Raw genomic sequence first — 22,362 nt, 5'->3', positions numbered from 1 at the left:
GCACGACAACCCACTCACGCTTCGTAGCGCTTTGCTTCGAACCAACGGTACAGCGTCGGCAAGACCACGAGGGTCAGCAGCGTCGAGGTGATCAGCCCGCCGATGACGACGATCGCCAAGGGGCGCTGGACCTCGGACCCGGGCCCGGTCGCGAACAGAAACGGCACCAGACCGAGCATCGCCACGGTGGCGGTCATCATGACCGGCCGAAAGCGCTGCTCGCAGCCTTGAATGATGGCTTCCGCCTGCGGAAGGCCGTCGTCACGCAGGCCTCGGATGCATGAGACCAGCACGACGCCGTTCAGGACGGCGATACCCCACAGCGCAATGAACCCGACCGACGCGGGAACGGAAAGATACTCGCCGGTCACGAACAGCGCAACCACGCCGCCGATGGACGCAAAGGGCAGCACGAGAATGATCAGTGCTGCAAAGCGCAGGGAGTTGAACAGCAGAAACAACAGAAAGAAGATCGCGGCGATGGTGATGGGGATGATGATCTGCAAGTGACCCAGCGCGCGCTCCATGTTCTGGAATTGACCGCCCCAGACCAGCGTGTAGCCTTCCGGCATCGTGACCTTCTCGGCGACGACGCGCTGCAATTCGGCTACGAAGCTGCCAAGATCGCGATCGCGGACGTTGACGCCCACGACGATCCGCCGGCGCGCGGTCTCGCGGTTGATCTGCGCCGGGCCATCCTGCAGGCGAATTTCAGCCACGGCGCTCAGTGGTACGAGGGCGCCGTTGGGCGAGGTCAGGAGGATATTGCCGATCGCCTCCACGCTGTTCCGAAAGCCCTGGGGAAAGCGCACGGCCGTCGAAAAACGCCGTTCGCCTTCGTAGATCTCGGTCGCCACCTTCCCACCGATGGCTGTCTCGATGATGTCATGAATGTCCGACGCGTTCAGGCCATGCCGCGCGATGGCATCGCGGTCGACGGTAATCGCAAGATACTGCTGCCCGGTGATCCGTTCGACCCGGATATCCTGGGCGCCGCGTATCGTACCGGCCACTCGGGCAATTTCGGCCGCCTTCTCGCTTAGCGCTGTCAGGTCGTCGCCGAAGACCTTGACCGCGACGTCCGACCGCACGCCGGTGACCATTTCGTCGACACGATCCGAGATCGGCTGGGCCATGACCAACTGCACGCCCGGGAGCGCGGCGCCGAGCTTCTCGCGCATCGCATCCGCGATCGTGTCCTGGGTCCAGCCATCGGGCCATTCATCCCGGGGCTTCAGGCTGACGATAGGCGTCGATTCGTTCTGGGACTGCGGATCAGCCGGGCTCTCGCCCCGCCCGACGCCGGACACCGCGCTCTTGACGCCCGGAATCTCCATGACCAGGCGCATCGCCTCCGACTCCATCTTGATCGACTCATCGAGGGAGATGTTGGGAAAACGGTTGATGCCCGGAACGATGGACCCTTCCTTCATCTCCGGAATGAAGGAAGTGCCGAGCAATGGGATCAACGCCAGGGTTCCGCACAACAGGCCGATTGCCGCGATCACGACGCTCTTGGGATTCCGGTCCGCGAAGTGCAGCAGTCGCAGGTACGGCGCCTTCATTTTCGCGATGATCCAGGTGTCGTGGTCGGCACCGCCCGTGAGGAACAGGGAACACAGGGCGGGGGTCAGGGTCATCGACAGGACCAGCGAGATGAACAGGGCAATCGCGATCGTGAACGCGAGCGGCGAGAACATCTTGCCTTCCATGTCCTGCAGCGTCATCAGCGGCAGGAAAACCATGATGATGATGCCCACGCCGAACAGCACCGGTGTACCGACTTCAGCGGTCGCGTCATTGATCACCCGAACGCGGCTGTACCCGCGGCCGCGGCGTTCGCCGAGCAGAGTGAACGCATTCTCGACGACGACGACCGAGCCATCGACCATCAACCCGATCGCGATGGCCAATCCGCCCAGCGACATCAGATTGGCCGACAGGCCGAAATAGTTCATCGCCATGAAGGTCATGAGCGGCGTCAGCAACAAGGTACTGACCACGATCAGGGCGGACCGGACATCGCCCAGGAACAGGAACAGAATCACGACCACCAGCACGACCCCCTCGAGCAGTACCTTGGTGACCGTGTGCAAGGCGGCATCGACCAGTTCGCTGCGGTCGTAATACGGGACGATCTGCAGACCGCCGGGCAACATGCCCCTCCCGTTGATCTCCGCCACGCGCGCCTTGATCTCGCTGACGACCCGCTTGGCGTTGCCGCCGCGCAGCATCATCACGACCCCGCCAACCGACTCGGTGTAACCGTCCTTGATCACGGCACCGACGCGGACCTCGTGGCCGATCTTGACCTTGGCGACATCGTGCAAATGCACCGGGATACCTTCTTCCTCCTTCAGGACGATATTCCCCAGATCCTCGACGTTGCGTATCAGACCAATCCCGCGAATCAGGTACTGCTCGGCATAATGCGGCAGCACCCCGCCACCGCTGTTGGCGTTGTTGCGAGCGACCGCCTGGTAGATGGCTTCAAGGTTCAGGCCGTAGTGCCGCATTCGGTCCGGATTCACCAGGACCTGGTACTGCTTTACGTAGCCCCCCTGGGAGTTGATCTCGGCGACCCCCTGAATCCCGCGCAACAGGGGGCGGACGACCCAGTCCTGGATCTCGCGGCGATACATCAGCTCGTCTTGGGTGAGCTCCCGCCGTCCGTCGTCCGGGTGGTCCAGCGTGTATTGATAGACCTCGCCCAGCCCGGTTGAAACGGGCCCGAGGATGGGCCTGATTCCTTCCGGCATGCGCTCGGCGACTTCCATCAAGCGCTCCATGACCAGCTGCCGGGCGAAATACACGTCGGTCTTGTCGGTGAAGACCAGCGTGATGATCGAGAGCCCGTTCTTGATCAGCGACCGCATCTCGGTCAGGCCGGGCAGACCGGTCATGGCGATCTCGAGCGGGACGGTGATGAAGCGCTCGACCTCTTCCGGCGAGCGACCGGGGGCATCCGTCGCGATCTGGACCTGGATATTGGTCACGTCCGGAAAGGCATCGACGGACAGTGCCTGCAAGGCCTTCATGCCAAAGCCGAGCAGGGCCACCGCGAGGACGACCACGACGATGCGCTGGCGCAGCGCACCGCGAACCAGAGCCGAGATCATCGACTATTCCAGTTGCGAGCGCAGGCGCTCGTTGTTCAGATGAAACGACCCGTTCGTCACGATCTTCTCTCCGACTTGCAGACCCGAGATGACCGGCCGCACGCCCCCTTCCGGGTCGCCCAGCGTGACGGGGCGCAGCGCGAACTGATCCTTGCCGATCGCCACGAACACATGGTCCTTGTCACCCTCGCGCACGATCGCTTCGAGCGGAATGACCGCCTCCTGCGTGGCCGGCTTGCGGATCATCAGGGTTGCCAGCATGTTCGGCTTGATGATGTCCGCGGGATTCGGCAAATCCATGCGCACGGTCATCGTCCGTGTATCCGGGTCGATCACGTCGCCGATGTAGATCAAGCGCCCAACGAAACGTTTGCCCGGCAGCGCGGCGATCTCGGCTTCGGCGTCATCGCCCTCGCGCGCCCATTGGGCGTTGCGCTCCGACACATCGGCCACCAGCCAGACATGGGAGAGGTCCGACACGGTGAACAGCGCGTCCGACGGCTGCACGACCTGACCGAGCGTGATGTTCCGTTCGATCACCGTGCCGGTGAGGGTCGCCGTGATCGGCGACAGCGACTTGATCGTACCCCGTGCGCCCAGGTCCGTGATCGCGGGATCGCTCATGCCCATGACCTTCAGGTGGTCGCGCGAGGTGTCCAGGTCCACCTCGGCTTCGGACAGTTCATTCTGGCGCTGCTGCAGGTTCGCCACCGCGATGATCCCGTTTTCGTATAACTGCTTCGCGCGGTTGTACGCTGACTGCCGGAGCTTGAGCTTGGAGATGGCCTTCAGATAGTCGGACTGGGCTGTGCCCAACTCGGCGCTGTTCAGCACCGCCAGCAGATCGCCTTTCTTGACGTCATCGCCGAGCGAGCGCCTGATCTCGACGACCCGACCGGAGACCGACGCGCCGATATGAGCCAGCCGCCGCCGATCGAGTTCGACGCGCGCCGGGACCCGCAATGAGTCGCGCAATTCGGTTTGGCCAACGACGACGATCTTCAACTTTGCCAGCAGCGCGGCATTTGCCGTGACCGCCGGCGGGGATGCATCCGTCGCCTTCAAAGGCGGGCTCAGCGCCAGTAGCAGTGACAACAGCCAGAACGGCAATGAGGTCGGAATTTTCATACCAGCAAGGAACGAATGAGCGGCGACGCGCGACGGTTCGACGCGAGTGGCTTTCGAGGGCGGCAAGGGGTGGTCAACGCGTCGATCACGGTGCACGATGCGGATGACGACCGGATCGGCATCCACGCTCCGTTTGTTCGCGGCTCAGCAGCGAAGCCGGGCATTAGGAGTAGATTTGATTCATCAGGCCGGATTGTAACAGGCCGATTCCCATTTGCCGCCGATTCTCGCGAGCCGGCGCGGTAGCGAGTGTGTCTCCCCGGACGAGGCAACCGAGATGCCGGGTGAGTGTACACACGCGGCCAGGCTTTCAGGCACTCAAGCAGAGGTCGGCGACAACGCGAATTGCCGCCGGCGGCAGCGCCGAGTCGGCGGTGCGGATGTTCCGGGGACGAGAAGCGGGCCGTCAGCCGGGAGGCCGACGGCCCGGTGACAGATCAGAAGCGGCGGGTACGACGCATCGGTTGCGTATCCGTCCGGGGGCGGGCTTCATTGACCCGAATGTTGCGGCCCTTCAGATCCGCGCCGTCCAGATTCTTGACGGCCGCCTCGCCGCAAGACTGATCGGGCATTTCGACGAATCCGAAACCCTTGGAGCGTCCAGTTGCTTTGTCCATGATGATGGTGGCGGAAGACACCTCGCCGAAAGCCTCGAAGGCCTGGCGCAATTCATCATCGGATAGTTGATACGACAGATTCCCTACATAGATATTCATAACGGACCCGTGCTCGAAATCGTGCCATTTCGCTCGTCAACATCAGCAGCTCAATCAATGGCACAGGTATCAAGAACTGATGATCGTAGCAGGTCTATCGCTTTCACCGCGTCGCAGGCCATCGAAGGAAGCACCACCGACGTGAATCAACTTGCGCCTACGATGGAAAAACAATTAACCGCGAATAGCCGCCTTGTCAAATGAATTTTTCGCGGCGGCGTCGTGACCGAGGGCGGCGAGCGCCGCGTCGTGACGGCGGGACAGGGCACCCAGAGCGGCCAATGCCCCCAAAAGGGCCATCGCCATGTCGCTTTGGGCGTCCCACGGATCGGCCTGGGACGCGATGAAGGCATCGGCGCGTCCGCCGAGCACGAGGTGGCTTGCCCATTCGCACAATTCATACAAGGCGCTCAGCGAGAGCGTCAGGGCAAGGACGACGACCGGCAGCAACAAGGGGAGGGCCATCGCCCGGAGGCGGATCAGCAGTTCCCGAAACACGATGGCCGGGACCAGCCCCTGAAAGAAATGGGCGAATTTGTCGAATTCATTGCGGTGGCCGGCGCCCCCCGGAATCGATCGCGGCCCCTCGAAGCCGGGGACCGCCGCGAAGCCGTAATGGCCGCCGACGAAAATGACGAGCATCAGCGCCAGACACAGCCAGACGGCGAGAGGCGTCAAGCGGAAGCGGCGGCCATAGGCGATCAGCGTGACATAAATGACCAGGGCGGGCGCGGCTTCCAGAAACCAGGTCAGCCGGTCGGCCGGCGCCCATCCCGACCAGAATGCCGCCGCCCAGATCAGGGCATGCCAGCCTGGACTCACGGCAACAAGGAGGCCCGGATCGGCCACATCGAGCTTCGGATCATGCCCGGCTCACGGCATGCTCGCACGTCGACAGAACGGGCCCGGCGAGCGGCAGCATGCAATCTTGGCAGCCTCCCGTTCGGCCGGGCACGATTCCCGCGCGCGCTAGGTGCGCCGGTAAAGTTCCGCGCCCGTTTCGACGAATTCCTGGGATTTCTCCTCCATGCCCTTCTCGAGCGCCTCGTCTTCCGTGAGATGGTGGGATCGCGCGTAGTCGCGCACGTCCTGCGTGATCTTCATCGAGCAGAAGTGCGGCCCGCACATCGAACAGAAGTGCGCGAGCTTGGCGCCCTCCTGCGGCAGGGTCTCGTCGTGGAACTCCAGCGCCTTTTCGGGATCAAGGCTCAGGTTGAACTGATCCTGCCAGCGGAACTCGAAACGGGCCTTGGACAGCGCGTTGTCGCGGCTCTGGGCGCCGGGGTGCCCTTTGCCGAGATCGGCGGCATGCGCAGCGATCTTGTAGGCAATGATGCCATCGCGCACGTCCTGCTTGTTGGGCAGGCCGAGATGTTCCTTCGGCGTCACGTAACACAGCATCGCCGTACCGAACCAGCCGATCATCGCGGCACCGATGGCCGAGGTGATGTGGTCGTAACCGGGCGCGATATCGGTCGTCAGCGGCCCCAGCGTGTAGAACGGCGCCTCGTCGCAGACCGCAAGCTGCTTGTCCATATTCGCCTTGATCATGTGCATGGGCACATGCCCGGGGCCTTCGATCATGACCTGGACATCATGCTTCCACGCGACCTGCGTCAATTCTCCGAGCGTCTCGAGTTCCGCGAACTGCGCCGCATCGTTCGCGTCCGCGATCGACCCGGGGCGTAGGCCGTCACCGAGCGAGAAGGACACGTCGTACGCCTTCATGATCTCGCAGATCTCTTCGAAGTGCGTGTACAGGAAACTCTCCCGATGGTGAGCCAGACACCACTTGGCCATGATGGAACCACCGCGCGATACGATGCCCGTCAGCCGTTTTGCCGTCAGCGGGATGTAGGCCAGACGGATGCCGGCATGGATCGTGAAGTAATCGACGCCCTGCTCGGCCTGCTCGATCAGCGTGTCGCGGAAGATCTCCCAGGTCAGTTCCTCGGCTTTGCCGTCCACCTTCTCCAGCGCCTGGTAGATCGGCACGGTCCCGATGGGCACCGGCGAGTTGCGGATGATCCATTCCCGGGTCTCGTGGATATGCTTGCCGGTCGACAGGTCCATGACGGTGTCGCCGCCCCAGCGGATCGACCACAGCATTTTCTCGACTTCTTCCTCGATCGAAGAGGACACGGCCGAGTTGCCGAGGTTGCAGTTGATCTTCACCAGGAAATTCCGACCGATGATCATCGGCTCGGATTCCGGGTGATTGATGTTGGCCGGGATGATTGCCCGGCCGCGCGCGACTTCCTGCCGAACGAATTCCGGCGTGATCACCGGCGGAATGGCAGCGCCGAAGGACTCGCCCGGATGCTGGAAACGGTAGATGTCGGGGCAGGCCTCAAGCCGCTGGTTTTCCCGGATCGCGATGAACTCCATTTCCGGCGTGATGATGCCTCGCCGCGCATAGTGCATCTGGGTCACGTTGGCACCCGCCTTCGCCCGGCGCGGCGCGCGGAGGTGCTCGAAGCGCAGGTGCGCCAGGGCAGGGTCGGACTGCCTCAGTCGGCCATATTCGGAGGTCGGCCCGTCCAGCGCCTCGGTATCCCCGCGTTCCTCGATCCAGGCGGCCCGCAAGGGTCGCAGGCCCTCGCGCAGGTCGATACGTTCGGCCAGGTCGGTGAACGGACCGGAGGTGTCATAGATGAAGACGGGCGGATTCGATTCAGCCCCCATCGCTACCGGCGTGTCCGACTGCGACACGCACCGCATCGGCACGCGAACGTCCGGTCGGCTGCCCGTGACGTAGACCTTCTCGGACTTGTCGAAGGGCTGGATCGAAGCGATCTTTTCCTGGACCGCGTCGTGGAGAAAGTCTTTGGGAATCGCGCTCATCGCTCTCACCTTCGTGGACGTTGTAAAGGCGGAGGAATCGGGGCCCGGCAGTAACGAATCGGGGCGGCTTTCCTACGCCGGTGTTAGCCGGATCAGGTTCGAAGGGTGTGTCTCAGCCCCGCGCCAGCCACATCGAACACGATGAGCGGGAGGGGGCACCCCTAGCCTCTGAGGGCCTTAAAACTAATGCATCACGCTGGGTTTTTCAAGTTTGGCGGGCGGGGCAACGGCCTGACGCCCGCTGTGGCGCGTCAGAACGTCCGCTGCTGTGGGGGCGTTCCACGTTTCAGCATAACGAGTGCGCGGAAGAACGTCGCACCCACGACACCGACGAACACGGACGAGATGTCCAGTCCCAGACCCAGCCAGAGGCTATGGTTCCGAAAGGCATCGCCCAGCAACGGGCGCATGACCAGATACATCCAGAACGCGAACCCGCCGTAGTAGACGATCACACCGCCGACACACCAGGCCAGTGGGGGCAGGGAATGACGTTCGGCGGTCCGGTAGAACCAAACGGCAATGGCGAGTATGGCGAGTGCGCCTATCATGATTCGACCTCGTTGGGGCTCGGGATTCGGTGTCCGGCGCGCCACCTGGCTCCAGGGAAAGCGCCCGTCATGAGGCGTCGCCGCTTCGCTCGATACAGTCCGCCAGCGCGCCCAGACTCGGCAGAACCCAGGTTCCGTCCGGAGGCCGGGAGGCGCTGGCCGCCCGCGATGGAATCAGCACCGGAATCAGGCCCGCGCGCTGGCAGGCCTGCAGGCCCACGAGCGAATCTTCGAGTCCCAGGCATTCAGCCGGGTCAGCGCCCAGACGGCGGGCACCTTCCAGAAAGAGATCCGGCGCCGGCTTGCCCTGCGCCACCTCGTCCCGGGTCACGACGATCGGAAACAGGTCCCGGGCTCCGGCCTGCTCCAGCACCTCCCGGGCATAGGGCGAGTCACTGTTCGTCGCCAGCGCATAAGGCAGTTCGCGCTGCCTCAGCAGGCCGAGGAAACGGTCCAGCGCGGGCATCTTGGCGACGCCGTTGGTGCGGATTTGGGCGTGCCAGAATTCTTCGGCGAGCCCGAAAAATCGCCGTAGATCGAAACCCTCGCCGCAGGCCTCCGCCAGGGCGGCATGCACGTCGTCCGCGTGCCGTCCGAACAGACCGTGGCAGAACGGCTCACTCAATTGGAAACCCAGGGCGGCTGCAGCCGCGCGCCAGGCGTCACAGTACGTGGCCTCGGTGTCCAGCGCCAGCCCATCCATATCCATCACCACGGCACGGAAGGGGGGGAGGATGGGCCCTTCCGCCAGTCGCACGGTGGGGTTAGGGGAAACGAGCATGAGGGCGGACTCAGCGGGCCTGCTTCAACATCACCTTCTTGTGGAACAGCGCAACCACGCCCGCTGCGATCACCGCCCCCGACAACTCGATCATGACACCGGAAACCATGCCGTGCGTCTTGAACGCTGCCCCCATCAGCGGCTTCAACACGGCAAAGGTCCACGCGAAGCGCACCGCGTAAAAGATGACCAGCGCGCCGATGACCCATTGCAGGGGATTGAGCTTGACCCTGATCGCCGTCTGGTAGAACCAGTAGCACAGCAGCGCCGCAATCAGACCTCCGAACATCGCACACCTCCTCGCTCGACATTTATCGTTATCGCGGCCCGGACTCTAGCAGACTCACACCCGCATCGCCACGCGCGAGCGTGGCCCATCGGCTCAGGCGGGACCGTGCGCCGCAACGTGCCGCTCGACGCGCAGGTATTCCCCCGGCGACTCCCGGCTCGACCCGATGACCAGGCGGAGACGGCCCGCCGCATCTTCCTCGAGTTGCCCGGCCGCCTCGACAACCTCCCCCCTGACGGCCTGGCCGACATAGGTGTGCGTGAAGACGAGAATCTCACCGACCTCGGGATCATCGACCCGGTAGCGCGCCGGGTAGTCGTAGGCCGCCGTGTCGTCGACGACGACGCAGTGCAGCCTCCGGGGGCCCAATTTCCGAACGGCCGCACTGGCGGCGGCTCCGACTGCCAGCGTGACGTCGAACTTCGTACCTTCGAACAGGGCCTTGTTCGCCTTGCGGCGCTCATGCCAGACGTAGTCGTCGAAACCGAGGTCACATCCGCGACGCTCCCAGGCGTCGCGCCAGGCAACGGCGTCCAGCGCAGCGAGATCACCGTTGGCGACACCCGCCACGATGAGCCGTCGCAAGTGGGCAAAGTCGGCACGCGAATAACTGACCAGATCCAGGTCGGAATCCGCGGTCTGCGCGCCGATCAGCAGCGACCCCGTCACACCGAGTTGATCGGCCGGGACGCCTCGGGCAACGAAGTACCCCACGAGACGGCACAACCGAGCCTCGATTGGCTCCGCACCACCCGAGGTCAGCAGGGCACCACAGCGCGCTGCGGCGCTGTGGTGCCGGCTGATGTGGTCCTGCGGCACACCATGTACCCACGCATCAGAGCGGCGGGAATGGTGCAGGTACAGCGGTGCGGTTTTCCTCAGCAACTCCATGGCTCTCCCGGTTTCCAGCTTGACCGGCCGGGAGGTCCCGCCCTCCCGCCGGTAGCGTAGCCAGCAGAGCACCTTGCCGTCCTCCGGGTCCGGATCGACGACGGCGAAAATCAGGCCCTCGGGAACTTCGATGAAGTCGCGGGGCCGGATCGGTGAGCTCACGCGTCGAAGTCGTCCGGAAAGAACATCGCGGCGCCGTCGGCATCTCCCGTATCCCGGTAGATCAGCACCGGCTTGTCCTTGTCGAGCAAGGCCCCATCGATCACACGCCCGACGATGACCCGGTGATCCCCCGCCGTGCACTCGCTCTCGAACACGCATTCGAATTGCGCGATACCGGCGTCGATCATCGGCACGCCATGCGGACTCGGATGCCAGGCCTGCCCTTCGAGTTTGTCGATCCCCGCGGACTGGCCGTAATGGAGGGCCAGATCAAACTGATCGCGGGCCAGCACGGCGACCGAGAACCGCCCGCCCTCTTTGAGGAGGCCGTAGGAGGAATGGCCGGGGTTGATGCTGACGGCCAGCATCAACGGTTTGAAGGAGACCTGCATCACCCAGGCTGCCGTGAAGGCATTTCTTCGCTCACCCGCGGCGACACCGATGACGTAGACACCATGGCTGACTCGCCGGAACATTTCGGCAATTTCGACGCTCATTGCTTCACTCTCTGCTTAAAATGACTCGGTACACGGTTTTGACCCCCAGCGAGCGAGTTCGATCATGGCTGACAAGCCACCCGTCCTGACTCATTTCAACGAAGCCGGCGCCGCACACATGGTCGACGTCGGTGCCAAGAATGCCACCGAGCGCGTCGCCATCGCGGAAGGCTACATCGGAATGGCGCCGGAAACCATGCGTTTGATCGTCGACGGCGGTCACAAAAAGGGCGATGTTCTCGGGATCGCCCGCATCGCCGGGATCATGGCCAGCAAGCGGACGGCCGATCTGATCCCGCTATGCCATCCGCTGGCGCTGACGCATGTCGGCATCGACTTCGATACCGACGGCGTCGCTTCCCGAGTGCACTGCCGGGCGACCGTCAAGACCGTGGGTCCGACGGGCGTGGAGATCGAGGCGCTGACAGCCGTCCAGATCGCGCTGCTGACGATCTACGACATGTGCAAGGCAGTCGACCGCGGGATGGCCATCGAGAACGTGCAGCTCGTCGAGAAGTCGGGCGGGCGATCAGGGCGCTGGTCACGGGCCGATTGACCGCTGACCCGCGTCTCGCTTGGTGCCGTCCGCCGTGCGATCGAGATCAGGCCACAACACAGGAGGCGATTCGCTCCAGGACATCGAAGGTATAGGGGCTGTCGAAGCGAGGATCGTCCGCGACATGCTCGCGCGACACGAGCGACCATTCGGCCGGTTCGAAGGAAGGAAAGAATACATCGCCCGGATAGTCGCGATGGATCGTCGTGAGGTATATCCGGCTGGCACGAGGCAACAGGGCGGCGTAGAGCGACGAGCCGCCGATGACCATCAGGTCGGCAGCGGCAGCGGCCTGCCTGAGGCCCTCATCGATGTCACGAACGACGATACAGCCCTCGGCGGCGCGGTAGGAAGGGTCAGAGGACAACACCAGATTTTGGCGGCCCGGCAGCGCTCGCCCGATCGAGTCATGCGTCTTGCGACCCATCAGGATGGGTTTGCCCCAGGTCAGGGTCTTGAAACGCTGCAGGTCTGCCGGCAGATGCCAGGGAAGACGATTGTCGCAGCCGATCACGCGATTCTGCGCCATCGCAACGATCAGCGATATCCGGGGCTTCAAAAGGGCGCACATGGTCGATCAGACTGCAATGGGCGCCTTGATGTGCGGATGGGCCTGATAACCCTCGACGGCAATGTCCTCGAAGCGGTAATCAAACAGACTGGGCGGGCGGCGCAGGAGCACCAGACGGGGCAGGGGCAAAGGTTCGCGCCGCAGTTGTTCCCGGGCCTGATCCAGGTGATTGCGATACAGATGCACGTCGCCGCCGCTCCAGATCAGTTCGCCGACCGCGAGATCGCACTGTTGCGCAATCAGATGGGTCAACAAGGCGTAGGACGCAATGTTGAACGGCAGACCGAGAAACGCGTCGATCGAACGCATGTTGAACAGGCAGGACAGGCGCCCTCCTGCAACATAGAACTGAAAAGCATAGTGACAAGGGGGCAGCGCCATCCGGTCGATCTCGGCCGGATTCCAGGCCAGCACCAGATGCCGCCTCGAATCCGGGTTCCGCCGAATCCCTTCGACGACCAGCGCCAGCTGATCGCGGAACGAACCGTCAGGCATCGGCCAGGCCCGCCACTGCTTGCCATAGACGGGCCCCAACTCGCCATCTGCATCCGCCCACTCATTCCAGATACTGACACCGTTGGCCTGCAGGTAGCGCACGTTGGTATCACCCGACACGAACCACAGCAGTTCATGGATGATCGAGGGGAGATGCAGCTTCTTGGTCGTCACCAACGGGAAGCCCGCGCCGAGATCGAAGCGCAGTTGGCGGCCGAACACGCTGAGTGTGCCGACACCGGTCCGGTCGGCCTTGGTGTCGCCGTGATCGAGAATATCCTGAAGCAGGTCGAGGTAAGCGCGCACGGCAAACCCGCCTGTCAGGCGGCAGCTTTCGGGCGATAGGCCCAGATGAACAGACCCAGGCCACCGAGGATCATCGGCAAACTCAAGAGTTGCCCCATCGTTAACCAGTTCAATGCGACATAGCCGAGCTGAACGTCCGGCTCGCGGACGAACTCGGCGATGAAGCGGAACAGCCCGTAGCCCATCAGAAAGACACTGCCGACCGCGCCGACCGGCCGTGGCTTGCGACTGAAGAGTTGCAGGATCACGAACAGCGCGAGCCCTTCGAGCGCGGCCTCGTAAAGCTGCGAGGGATGACGGGGAAGCGGGCCGCCCGTCGGAAAGACCATACCCCAGGGCACATCGGTCACTCGCCCCCACAGTTCGCCATTGATGAAATTGCCGATCCGGCCGGCGCCCAGGCCAATCGGGACGAAGGGGGCAACAAAATCGCCCAGCTCGAGAAACGACATGCCGTGCCGGCGACCGTAGATCCACATGGCGGCGAGGGTACCGATCAGGCCGCCATGAAACGCCATGCCGCCCTCCCAGACACGAACGATCATCAGGGGATCGGCCAGGAATCCAGGCAGGTTGTAGAACAGCATGTAGCCGATGCGGCCGCCGAGCACCATACCCAGGGCCGTGAAAAAGATGAAATCCTCGACCTGAGCCGGCGTCCAGGGGAATCCGGGCTGCTGTGCGCGGCGGCGAGCCAGCCACCAGGCGGCACTGATGCCAATGACGTACATCAGTCCATACCAGTGGACCTTCACCGGTCCCAGGCTGATCGCAACCGGATCGATATGCGGATAGGCAATCATCAGCGTGCGGTGTCCGGTGGGTCAGATGTCGAGATTGGATACGTCCAGCGCATTGCGCTCGATGAAGTCGCGGCGCGGCTCGACCTGATCGCCCATCAGCATCGTGAAGACCTCGTCGGCCGCAATGGCGTCCTCGATCTTGACCTGCAGCAAGCGGCGGGTGTTGCTGTCGAGCGTGGTCTCCCAAAGCTGTTCGGGGTTCATTTCGCCGAGCCCCTTGTAGCGCTGGATGTGCTGTCCTTTCTTCGCGTCGGCCATCATGCGATCGAACACCGCGGCGAAGCCAGTCACCGGGATGCGCTGTTCGTCTATCGCCAGCGTGGTCTCCGCGCCGAACAGGTCGCCGGAGACCTGGCCAAAGCTCGTCAGGTGCCCATAGTCGACGGAATTGAAAAAGCCGGCACCCAGCTCGAAATGCTTTTCGACGCCGTGCAGGCGCTTCGCGACGCGGATCGTGAAGCTGCCCGGCGCCTCGCCGCGAACGAGGGCGAGTTGAAACTGCGTGCGAGCATCCGCGCCGTCGAGCCTGGTTTGTAATTCATCGGCCCAGTCCTGCAGGGCCGACAGATCCTCGGCCACGGCCGGCGAAAGCGGGCGGTGGTCGATCAGCGTCACCAGCAACTGCTCGTCATAGCGATGAGAGAGACGGGCCACGACCGTCTGCACGTGGAGGTAGTCCCGCGCGAGCTTTTCCAGACCGGCGCCCTGTATCGGCGGGGCGCCCTCATGCGGGTACAGCCGCGCCTTCTCGATGGCGAGCTGCAACAGGTAGTCATTCAGTTCGGCATCGTCCTTGACGTAGTGCTCCTGCTTGCCCTTCTTGACCTTGTAGAGCGGGGGTTGGGCGATGTAGACGTGGCCGCGCTCAATGAGCTGGAACATCTGCCGGTAGAAAAAGGTCAGCAGCAAGGTGCGGATGTGCGAACCGTCGATGTCCGCATCGGTCATGATGATGATCCGGTGATAGCGCAGCTTGTCGGGGTCGAACTCTTCGCGGCCGATCCCGCAACCCAAGGCCGTGATCAGCGTCCCGACCTCCTCCGACGACAACAGCCGATCGAACCGGGCGCGCTCGACATTCAGGATTTTTCCCTTCAACGGAAGGATGGCCTGACTGCGGCGATCCCGCCCCTGCTTGGCGGAGCCACCGGCCGAGTCACCCTCGACAATGAACAATTCGGACAGCGCGGGATCGCGTTCCTGACAGTCGGCGAGCTTTCCCGGAAGCCCGGCGATGTCGAGTGAGGTTTTGCGTCGGGTCATTTCCCGCGCCTTGCGAGCGGCTTCTCGCGCGCGCGCCGCCTCGATCACCTTGTTCGCGATCAGCTTCGCGATGGCCGGATTCTCCAACAGGAACTCGGAGAGCTTTTCCCCGAGAGAGGACTCCACGACCGGCTTGACCTCGGACGACACCAGCTTGTCCTTGGTCTGCGACGAGAACTTCGGGTCAGGCACCTTGACCGACAGCACCGCGGTCAAGCCTTCGCGCGCATCGTCACCCGAGGTAGCGACCTTATGCTTCTTTACCAGCCCCTGCTCTTCGATGTACTGGTTCAGCGTCCGCGTCAGCGCACCGCGAAAACCGGCCAGGTGCGTGCCGCCGTCGCGTTGGGGAATATTGTTCGTGTAACAGAAGATGTTCTCCTGATACGAATCGTTCCACTGCAAGGCGACTTCGACACCGATGTCGTCGCGAGAGGTCTGGAAGTGGAATACCTTCTCGAAGAGCGGCGTCTTGTTCTTGTTCAGATGTTCGACGAAAGCGCGGATGCCACCCTCGAACTCGAACACATCCTGTTTCCCGGTCCGCTCATCCTCCAGCTCGATGCGGACACCGGAATTGAGAAACGACAGTTCACGCAGGCGCTTCGCGAGAATTTCGTAGTGAAACTCGATGTTCGTGAAGATGGCCGGACTGGGCCAGAAGGTCACCGTGGTGCCGGTCTGCTGCGTGGGCCCTATCGGAGCCAAAGGCGCAACCGGCTCTCCGTTGCGGTATTCCTGGCGGTAACGCTGCCCGTCCCGGCAGATCTCGAGCATCAGCCGCTCCGACAGCGCATTGACGACCGAAACGCCGACGCCGTGCAAGCCACCCGACACCTTGTAGGCGTTGTCGTCGAATTTGCCGCCCGCGTGCAACACCGTCATGATCACTTCTGCCGCCGACCGCCCCTCCTCGGGGTGAATGTCGACCGGGATGCCGCGACCGTCATCGCTGACGGTGACCGAGGTGTCCGGGTGTATCGTCGCGTGGATGCGGGTACAGTAACCGGCCAGCGCTTCGTCGATGGCATTATCGACGACCTCGAACACCATGTGGTGCAGACCGGAACCGTCATCGGTGTCGCCGATGTACATGCCGGGCCGCTTCCGGACGGCATCCAGACCTCGAAGGACTTTAATGTTTGAACTGTCGTATAGGGGAGCTTGGGTCATGGTTTCTCGAATACCCTGTCACTTAGCGCGGGACGACGCACCCATGTTCCACGTGGAACATGCCGACATCCTCGGCGCGGGCGGCATCCAGTTCCTGCCGGTCAACTGCCGTAATGAAGCATTGCGCCCGAAGCGACGCGAGGTAATCCCACAGACGACCCCGATTGATCGGATCCAATTCCGACGGCAGATCATCAATCATCACGCAGGCGGGATCGGCTGCGTTCTCCGCCAGAAATCCGGCCTGCGCCAACAGTAGCGCGTAGGCCAACATCTTCGTCTGGCCGCGCGACAAGAATCGCCGCGCAGCGCGGCCATTCGCCGCCAGCACGAAGTCGGCCTTGTGCGCACCCGACTGGGTGTAGCCAAACTGTCGATCCTTATCTCGCTCCTCTCTCAGCACATCCAGCAACGTCCGCCCGTCGGCCCAACCGGCCATGGCCCTAAGGCCCACATCGATTCCGGGAAGGAAGTGGGATACCGCCGCCTTGATGGCTGGCTGCAGGCGCAGCAGATACCGCGCCCTTGCTTCGGCGAGTATTGTACCGTAATGGGCCAAAGCCTGATCCCACGGCTCAAGATCCGCACCCGATCGCAGCGCGGCATTGCGCTGACCGAGGGCTTTGACGTGTCGCCGCCAGACATCGAGGTACCCATGTTCCACGTGGAACACACCCCAGTCGAGAAACTGCCGCCGCACGCGCGGCGCCCCATCGACGAGTTCCACGCTGGACGGCTGGATCAGCAGCAACGGAAATATCACGAGCAGTTCCGCACTGGAAGCAACCCGCTGCCCGCGGATGCGGATTTCCCGTTCTCCGCGGGCGACACGGACCCCGACAGGGAAGGCCGCCGCGCCTTCATCACCCAATCGGGCGGACACCGTGGCTTGAGCCTGATCGAAGCGGATAAGTTCCGACGCCCGCGTCGTCTTGAACGACCGGCCGCGCCCCACTAGATGAATGGCCTCCAAAATGCTCGTCTTTCCGCTGCCGTTCGCGCCTACCAGGCAGTTGAGATGAGCCGCGGGCACCAGCTCCGCCTGTTCGATATTCCGCAGCTGGGAGATCTCGAGCCTTCTCAGCACGGCAGGCCAATCGCCGTCATTGCTGTCGTGGTGCGGGCGACCGGACGCTTCGATATCCGGCCGCCTGCCGCGAGACTCAGAGCCTCATCGGACTGACCAGATACCGCACCCGCGGGTCGCTGGCTTCCTCGATGATGCAACCGGAATTGCTTTCCGCAAACGATAGCGTGGCCTTATCCGATTCCAGACTGCCCACGGCATCGAGCAAATAGGACGCGTTGAAGCCGACATTAAAGCCTTCCCCATCGAACTCCACCGCGATTTCTTCTTCGGCCTCCTCGCGATCCGGGTTTTGCGCCTTCAGCCGCAGCGTGCCCGCCTCCAGGAACAAGCCAACGCCACGGTATTTCTCATTCGACAGGATGGCAACCCGTGTCAGCGCAGCCTTCAACTCATTCCGGTCCGCCACGACGTGGCGCTCGGTCGTCGAGGGCAATACTCGTCGATATTCGGCATAGCGCCCTTCGACCAGCTTCGATGAAAACGTCAGATCGTCCATCCTCGCGCGGAGGCTGTTCGACGACAATTCCACACTCACCATGCCTTCATCGTCCTTCAGCAACCGCGCCAACTCCAGCGCCCCTTTTCGCGGGAGAATCGCCTGAGCCGACCCCGCCGCCAGCCCCGGCACCTCCGCCTCGAACAGGGCCAACCGGTGCCCATCCGACGCCACCGTGCGCAGCGTCGTACCCTCGATCTCCAGCAACAGGCCGTTCAGGTAGTACCGAACATCCTGCTGGGCCATCGCGAACATCGTCTTGTCCATCGCTCGCCTAAGCACCGCCACCGGCACCGCAAACACCCGATCCTGAGCCCCCGTGTCGAATTCCGGGTAGTTCGACGCCGGCATCGTACTGAGGGTAAAGCGGCTTCGCCCGCTTTGCAGATGGAAGCGCTCCTGCCGGATCTCCGCCACCAGCGGCGCCCGATCCGGAAGCAGGCGCACGATGTCGACCAACTTCCGCGCCGGCACCGTCGTGCTGCCCTCCGCTCGACCCTCCACCTCCAGGCGCGTGACCAATTGCACCTCGAGATCCGTGCCGGTCAACTCCAGCCGCCCGTCGTTCAGGCGCAGCAGCACATTGCCGAGTATCGGCAAGGTTTGCCGACGCTCGATAACACCCACGATCTGCTGCAACGGCGCGAGCAGCGTCTCGCGCGATGTTGAAAATTTCATCCGTTGTTCTGCCTTTCCAGGTTGCAGGGACACCAGCGCAACGCTACCGGCGCGTGTCTTCAGTTCGAAAGAATGCGCATCAGGTTTGAAAAATCTTCCAGGAATTTGCTGTCGCCCTCCTTGAGCTCCCGCACGCGCCGACACGCATGCAGCACCGTCGTATGGTCGCGCCCGCCGAAAAACTGACCGATTTCCGGCAAGCTGTGGTTCGTCAGTTCCTTCGATAGCGCCATTGCCAACTGCCGCGGTCGCGCGACCGAGCGGTTCCGCTTGGTCGACAACAGGTCGGCCACCCGAATCTTGTAGTACTCGGCCACCGTCTTCTGGATATTCTCGACATTGATCAGCCGATCCTGCAGCGCGATCAGGTCCCGCAGGGCCTCCTTTGCGAAGTCCAGCGTGATTTCGCGACCTGTAAATTCGGCATTTGCGATGACCCGCCGCAGCGCACCCTCCAACTCGCGGATATTCGAGCGGATGCGCTTCCCGACGAAGAAGGCCACCTCGGGCGGCAGATCGACCCCCGCCTGTTGTGCCTTGCTCATCAGAATGGCGACCCGCGTCTCCAGATCGGGCGGCTCGACCGCTACCGGCAGGCCCCACCCGAAGCGCGACTTCAGCCGCTCCTCCAGCCCCTTGATTTCTTTCGGATATCGATCGCAGGTCAGCACGACCTGATGTTTGTTCTCAAGCAAGGTATTGAAGGTATGAAAGAATTCCTCCTGCGACCGTTCCTTGCCTGCGAAGAACTGTATGTCGTCGATCAACAGCGCATCGACCGTGCGGTAGTATTCCTTGAAGGCGTTGATCGAGTTATGCTGCAGCGCGTTGACCATGTCCGAAACGAAGCGTTCCGAATGCAGATAGACGATATTCGCTGAGGGGTTGCCCATCAGGATCTCGTTCCCGATGGCGTGCATGAGGTGTGTCTTGCCAAGACCCACGCCACCGTAGATGAACAGTGGATTGAAGGCGCGACCGACATTCTGCGATACCTGCACCGAGGCGGCCTTCGCCAACTGATTCGATTTTCCCTCGACGAAACTCTCGAACGTGAACGTCGCATTGAGACTGCTCGCGCCCATGCGCCGCGACGGTACCGCCTTGCGCGACGGCGGCGCCTGCTCCGCAGTCACCGGCGCCTTCCGGCTGCCGATCTCCAGCACCACGCTCACCGGCGGCTGCTTGCCCAGACCCGCGACGACCGCTTCGATCTTGCCGATGAAATGCTGCTTCACCCAGTCGAGCACGAAACGATTAGGCGCCAGCAGACGCAGTTCCGACGGACCCTCGATGGCCTGCAGCGGACGAATCCAGGTGTTGAATTGTTGCGGCGGCAGTTCCCCCTCGAGCTTGTTGATACAGTGACTCCAAAGGCTGCTCATCGCGCGCTTGATCGATCCGGCTGGTGCAAGGGGCAGGTTACCCGTCAGGGGCACCCGTGAGGACTGGGTCGGTTAATATACCCCAATACCACGCACCCTACAGCCTTGACACCATGCGCTCCCCGCACGTAAGCTACGCGATCTTTTTGCGTCATCCTCTGTCAAGGTCCCCGGTATGAAACGCACCTATCAGCCCAGCAAAATCAAACGTGTTCGCACGCATGGCTTTCGTGCCCGCATGAAGACGCCCGGCGGCCGCGCGGTTATCAATGCACGCCGCGCCAAGGGCCGCAAACGCCTCACCGTTTGACCTTTGTCGGCCCATTCCTGCGACTTCCCGAAGTCGAAGCGCCTGCTGACGAAAGGCGATTATCGCTTCGTCTTCGCCGAGCCCCTGCGCGTTTGCGACGCGCACCTGACCGTGTTGGCACGGTCCAACGGCACATCCGCTGCGCGTCTCGGCCTGGCAATTTCCAAGAAGAGCCTCCGGCGGGCAGTCGACAGGAACCGAGTCAAACGCATCCTTCGCGAAGCCTTCCGCGAGCGTCACGCCGTGCTCCCGGGCCTGGACGTGATCGTCATGGCCCGCAACGGCTGCGCTGAAGCTTCCTCCGCCGCGCTGCGCACCTCGTTCAACCGCCACTGGAACCAGCTGTTGCAGCGATGCGCGCCGTCCTCCTGTCCGTCATCCGGGCCTATCGATTCCTGCTGAGCCCGTGGGTGGGCAATCACTGCCGCTTCCACCCGACCTGCTCCTGCTACGCGATCACAGCCATCGAGCGCTTCGGTGCCCTACGTGGCGCCTATCTCGCCATCCGAAGGCTGTTAAAATGCCACCCTTTGCATCAGGGCGGCTACGACCCCGTCCCGGAAACCTTCGGAAAGAACAAGAATGGCTAACATCAGGTTCGTACTGTTCATCATCCTGGCATTCATGTGCTATTCGCTCTGGCAGCAATGGCAGCTGGACTACGGACCCAAACCTCCGCAGCCTGTGGCGTCCGATACGCCCGGTGCAGCAGCGACTGCCGGCGCACCGGGTGACACCCCGACCGCAGCGCGCACCCTCGACGAGGTCGCCGGCGGTGACCGCGCCAAGTCGGAAAGTCTCAGTGCCTCCGCGAATCGCGTCCTGGTCACGACCGACACCTTGCGCGCCGCGATCGACCCCGCCGGCGGTGACCTGCGCCTGCTCGAACTGCTGCAGTACCCTATCAGCAAGAATGAACCGGATCGGCCCTTCCGTCTGTTGACCGACGAAAGCGACGTGTTCATCGCCCAGGCCGGACTGCTCGGCGATCCACGGGATGCGCCCACCCATCACAGCGTCTGGACCCCGTCCTCTACCGCCTACACGCTGGAGCCCGGCCAGGACAGCTTGCGCGTTCCCCTGACCTGGACCAACGGCCGCGGGCTGACGGTCACGAAAACGTACACCTTCCAGCGCGGCAGCTACTCCGTACAGCTCGAGCACCGTGTCGAGAACCGCTCCGCAGAGGGCTGGACCGGAAAGCAATACGTGCAGCTGCAGCGCACCGATACCAGCGACAAGGACAAGTCGCAGTTCGTCCGTTCCTATCTCGGTGGCGTGCTCTACACACCCGAGGCCCGCTACGAGAAGATCAGCTTCGGTGACATGACGGACAAGAACCTGAGCCGCAGCGCCAAGGGCGGCTGGGTCGCGATGATCCAACACTACTTCCTGGCCGCCTGGATCCCCTCCGCCGAACAGGACAACAGCTTCTATACCAAGGACCTCGGCAATAAGCGCTTCCTGATCGGCGCGACCGGCCCCGATGCCACCGTGGCTCCCGGCCAGACCCAAGCGCTGGCAGCCACCCTGTACGCCGGTCCGAAGCTGCAGCGCGTGCTCGAAGCCACCGCGCCCGGCCTGGAGTTGACCGTCGACTTCGGTGCGCTGACCGTGATCGCCAAGCCGATCTTCTGGTTGCTCGAATGGTTCCATAAACTCTTCAACAACTGGGGCTTCGCGATCATCTCGGTGACGCTGGTCATCAAGGCGCTGTTCTTCAAGCTCTCCGAAGCCAGCTATCGCTCGATGGCGAACATGCGCAAGCTGCAACCCAAGCTCCAGGAGCTGAAGGAACGCTGTGGCGACGATCGCCAGCGCTTCAATCAGGCAATGATGGAGATGTACCGGAAAGAGCGCGTCAACCCGCTCGGCGGCTGTCTGCCGATCCTGGTGCAGATACCTGTGTTCATCGCCCTGTACTGGGTGCTGGCCGAAAGCGTTGAGTTGCGCCAGGCACCGTTCCTGGGCTGGCTGAACGATCTGTCGGCCCGCGACCCGTACTACGTGCTGCCGCTGATCATGGTCATCTCCATGGTGATCCAGCAGAAGCTGAACCCCGCACCGGCCGATCCGGTGCAGGCGAAGGTCATGCAGTTCTTCCCGTATCTCTTCGGCGGTTTCTTCGCCTTCTTCCCGTCCGGGCTGGTGCTCTACTGGGTCGTCAACAACATCCTGTCGATCGCGCAGCAGTGGTACATCACCAAGCAGATCGAGAAGCCCGCGAAGTCCCCGGCCTGACGTCCACGGGCCGCCGC

General features: G+C 62.9%; 22 protein-coding genes and 1 riboswitch. Of the genes, 5 read left to right on the top strand and 17 right to left on the bottom strand.

The window, feature by feature from the left end:
- Positions 1–14: 14 nt before the first annotated feature.
- From BWR02_RS08230 to BWR02_RS08185, 10 genes are all read right to left on the bottom strand, one after another.
- On the bottom strand, positions 15–3,119 hold the full coding sequence (locus tag BWR02_RS08230) for an efflux RND transporter permease subunit (RefSeq protein ID WP_139557267.1): 3,105 nt from the start codon (positions 3,117–3,119) through the stop codon (positions 15–17).
- A gap of 3 nt (positions 3,120–3,122) precedes the next feature.
- On the bottom strand, positions 3,123–4,247 hold the full coding sequence (locus tag BWR02_RS08225; RefSeq protein WP_139557266.1) for an efflux RND transporter periplasmic adaptor subunit: 1,125 nt from the start codon (positions 4,245–4,247) through the stop codon (positions 3,123–3,125).
- 437 nt (positions 4,248–4,684) lie between these two features.
- Positions 4,685–4,963 (bottom strand): RNA-binding regulator, encoded by a 279-nt coding sequence (rbp, locus tag BWR02_RS08220; RefSeq protein WP_129883397.1) that lies wholly within the window; start codon positions 4,961–4,963, stop codon positions 4,685–4,687.
- 174 nt (positions 4,964–5,137) lie between these two features.
- Positions 5,138–5,785: a DUF2238 domain-containing protein gene (locus tag BWR02_RS08215; RefSeq protein WP_162560075.1), complete on the bottom strand. Its 648-nt coding sequence runs from the start codon at positions 5,783–5,785 to the stop codon at positions 5,138–5,140.
- A gap of 147 nt (positions 5,786–5,932) precedes the next feature.
- Entirely contained in the window at positions 5,933–7,807 is a 1,875-nt protein-coding gene (thiC, locus tag BWR02_RS08210) for a phosphomethylpyrimidine synthase ThiC (RefSeq protein ID WP_139557264.1), read from the bottom strand.
- A 52-nt stretch (positions 7,808–7,859) separates the two neighbouring features.
- A riboswitch (TPP riboswitch) is annotated at positions 7,860–7,980 on the bottom strand.
- 78 nt (positions 7,981–8,058) lie between these two features.
- The gene (locus BWR02_RS08205) at positions 8,059–8,358 is read right to left on the bottom strand and encodes a hypothetical protein (protein ID WP_129883394.1); all 300 of its coding nucleotides are present in this window, start codon (positions 8,356–8,358) and stop codon (positions 8,059–8,061) included.
- A 67-nt stretch (positions 8,359–8,425) separates the two neighbouring features.
- Positions 8,426–9,139 carry an HAD family hydrolase gene (locus BWR02_RS08200; protein ID WP_139557263.1) on the bottom strand — a complete coding sequence of 238 codons (714 nt, stop codon included), beginning with the start codon at positions 9,137–9,139 and terminating at the stop codon, positions 8,426–8,428.
- 10 nt (positions 9,140–9,149) lie between these two features.
- Positions 9,150–9,428 (bottom strand): hypothetical protein, encoded by a 279-nt coding sequence (locus BWR02_RS08195; RefSeq protein ID WP_139557262.1) that lies wholly within the window; start codon positions 9,426–9,428, stop codon positions 9,150–9,152.
- Positions 9,429–9,521: 93 nt separating this feature from the next.
- Positions 9,522–10,481 carry a hypothetical protein gene (locus BWR02_RS08190; RefSeq protein WP_139557261.1) on the bottom strand — a complete coding sequence of 320 codons (960 nt, stop codon included), beginning with the start codon at positions 10,479–10,481 and terminating at the stop codon, positions 9,522–9,524.
- Positions 10,478–10,978 (bottom strand): flavin reductase family protein, encoded by a 501-nt coding sequence (locus BWR02_RS08185; RefSeq protein WP_139557260.1) that lies wholly within the window; start codon positions 10,976–10,978, stop codon positions 10,478–10,480. Before BWR02_RS08185 ends, BWR02_RS08190 begins: the two co-directional genes overlap by 4 nt.
- Before the next feature lie 64 nt (positions 10,979–11,042).
- Here BWR02_RS08185 and moaC point away from each other — a divergent pair, with 64 nt between their 5' ends.
- The gene (gene moaC, locus BWR02_RS08180; protein ID WP_139557259.1) at positions 11,043–11,534 is read left to right on the top strand and encodes a cyclic pyranopterin monophosphate synthase MoaC; all 492 of its coding nucleotides are present in this window, start codon (positions 11,043–11,045) and stop codon (positions 11,532–11,534) included.
- Between the two features lie 46 nt (positions 11,535–11,580).
- Here the strand turns inward: moaC and BWR02_RS08175 are convergent, their stop codons facing one another.
- The 7 genes from BWR02_RS08175 to dnaA form a co-directional block, all read right to left on the bottom strand.
- Complete coding sequence (locus BWR02_RS08175) at positions 11,581–12,105, bottom strand: dihydrofolate reductase (RefSeq protein ID WP_139557258.1); 525 nt, start codon at positions 12,103–12,105, stop codon at positions 11,581–11,583.
- Between the two features lie 6 nt (positions 12,106–12,111).
- A complete protein-coding gene (gene thyA / locus BWR02_RS08170) occupies positions 12,112–12,906 on the bottom strand; it encodes a thymidylate synthase (protein ID WP_139557257.1) in 795 nt (264 codons plus the stop codon).
- Positions 12,907–12,920: 14 nt separating this feature from the next.
- Positions 12,921–13,709, bottom strand: a complete 789-nt coding sequence (gene lgt / locus BWR02_RS08165) for a prolipoprotein diacylglyceryl transferase (protein WP_139557256.1) — start codon at positions 13,707–13,709, stop codon at positions 12,921–12,923.
- A gap of 21 nt (positions 13,710–13,730) precedes the next feature.
- Entirely contained in the window at positions 13,731–16,145 is a 2,415-nt protein-coding gene (gene gyrB, locus BWR02_RS08160) for a DNA topoisomerase (ATP-hydrolyzing) subunit B (RefSeq protein WP_139557255.1), read from the bottom strand.
- Between the two features lie 22 nt (positions 16,146–16,167).
- Entirely contained in the window at positions 16,168–17,232 is a 1,065-nt protein-coding gene (gene recF, locus BWR02_RS08155; RefSeq protein WP_162560074.1) for a DNA replication/repair protein RecF, read from the bottom strand.
- A 76-nt stretch (positions 17,233–17,308) separates the two neighbouring features.
- A complete protein-coding gene (gene dnaN, locus BWR02_RS08150) occupies positions 17,309–18,409 on the bottom strand; it encodes a DNA polymerase III subunit beta (RefSeq protein WP_139557253.1) in 1,101 nt (366 codons plus the stop codon).
- A gap of 59 nt (positions 18,410–18,468) precedes the next feature.
- Positions 18,469–19,794, bottom strand: coding sequence for a chromosomal replication initiator protein DnaA (gene dnaA / locus BWR02_RS08145; protein WP_139557252.1), 1,326 nt, complete (start codon positions 19,792–19,794; stop codon positions 18,469–18,471).
- A gap of 175 nt (positions 19,795–19,969) precedes the next feature.
- Here dnaA and rpmH point away from each other — a divergent pair, with 175 nt between their 5' ends.
- The 4 genes from rpmH to yidC are packed head-to-tail and all read left to right on the top strand — an operon-like array spanning position 19,970 to position 22,345.
- A complete protein-coding gene (rpmH, locus tag BWR02_RS08140) occupies positions 19,970–20,104 on the top strand; it encodes a 50S ribosomal protein L34 (RefSeq protein ID WP_129883381.1) in 135 nt (44 codons plus the stop codon).
- A 3-nt stretch (positions 20,105–20,107) separates the two neighbouring features.
- Entirely contained in the window at positions 20,108–20,506 is a 399-nt protein-coding gene (gene rnpA / locus BWR02_RS08135) for a ribonuclease P protein component (protein WP_139557251.1), read from the top strand.
- Positions 20,458–20,694 (top strand): membrane protein insertion efficiency factor YidD, encoded by a 237-nt coding sequence (gene yidD / locus BWR02_RS08130; protein ID WP_129883379.1) that lies wholly within the window; start codon positions 20,458–20,460, stop codon positions 20,692–20,694. The genes rnpA and yidD overlap by 49 nt, the downstream gene beginning before the upstream one ends.
- On the top strand, positions 20,687–22,345 hold the full coding sequence (gene yidC, locus BWR02_RS08125) for a membrane protein insertase YidC (RefSeq protein WP_139557250.1): 1,659 nt from the start codon (positions 20,687–20,689) through the stop codon (positions 22,343–22,345). The genes yidD and yidC overlap by 8 nt, the downstream gene beginning before the upstream one ends.
- Positions 22,346–22,362: the final 17 nt, after the last annotated feature.

This window comes from Methylotetracoccus oryzae, assembly GCF_006175985.1.
GTDB classification, from domain to species: Bacteria; Pseudomonadota; Gammaproteobacteria; order Methylococcales; family Methylococcaceae; genus Methylotetracoccus; species Methylotetracoccus oryzae.
The sequence above is the reverse complement of the archived record's forward strand: the minus strand, read 5'-3'. Positions and strand labels throughout refer to the sequence as shown.

Coding starts and splice junctions, on each gene's coding strand:
- BWR02_RS08230 (WP_139557267.1), bottom strand. CDS start 3,119: ATGATCTCGGCTCTGGTTCGCGGTGCGCTGCGCCAGCGCATCGTCGTG.
- BWR02_RS08225 (WP_139557266.1), bottom strand. CDS start 4,247: ATGAAAATTCCGACCTCATTGCCGTTCTGGCTGTTGTCACTGCTACTG.
- rbp (WP_129883397.1), bottom strand. CDS start 4,963: ATGAATATCTATGTAGGGAATCTGTCGTATCAACTATCCGATGATGAA.
- thiC (WP_139557264.1), bottom strand. CDS start 7,807: ATGAGCGCGATTCCCAAAGACTTTCTCCACGACGCGGTCCAGGAAAAG.
- BWR02_RS08205 (WP_129883394.1), bottom strand. CDS start 8,358: ATGATAGGCGCACTCGCCATACTCGCCATTGCCGTTTGGTTCTACCGG.
- BWR02_RS08200 (WP_139557263.1), bottom strand. CDS start 9,139: ATGCTCGTTTCCCCTAACCCCACCGTGCGACTGGCGGAAGGGCCCATC.
- BWR02_RS08195 (WP_139557262.1), bottom strand. CDS start 9,428: ATGTTCGGAGGTCTGATTGCGGCGCTGCTGTGCTACTGGTTCTACCAG.
- BWR02_RS08185 (WP_139557260.1), bottom strand. CDS start 10,978: ATGAGCGTCGAAATTGCCGAAATGTTCCGGCGAGTCAGCCATGGTGTC.
- moaC (WP_139557259.1), top strand. CDS start 11,043: ATGGCTGACAAGCCACCCGTCCTGACTCATTTCAACGAAGCCGGCGCC.
- BWR02_RS08175 (WP_139557258.1), bottom strand. CDS start 12,105: ATGTGCGCCCTTTTGAAGCCCCGGATATCGCTGATCGTTGCGATGGCG.
- lgt (WP_139557256.1), bottom strand. CDS start 13,709: ATGATTGCCTATCCGCATATCGATCCGGTTGCGATCAGCCTGGGACCG.
- gyrB (WP_139557255.1), bottom strand. CDS start 16,145: ATGACCCAAGCTCCCCTATACGACAGTTCAAACATTAAAGTCCTTCGA.
- dnaN (WP_139557253.1), bottom strand. CDS start 18,409: ATGAAATTTTCAACATCGCGCGAGACGCTGCTCGCGCCGTTGCAGCAG.
- dnaA (WP_139557252.1), bottom strand. CDS start 19,794: ATGAGCAGCCTTTGGAGTCACTGTATCAACAAGCTCGAGGGGGAACTG.
- rpmH (WP_129883381.1), top strand. CDS start 19,970: ATGAAACGCACCTATCAGCCCAGCAAAATCAAACGTGTTCGCACGCAT.
- yidD (WP_129883379.1), top strand. CDS start 20,458: ATGCGCGCCGTCCTCCTGTCCGTCATCCGGGCCTATCGATTCCTGCTG.
- yidC (WP_139557250.1), top strand. CDS start 20,687: ATGGCTAACATCAGGTTCGTACTGTTCATCATCCTGGCATTCATGTGC.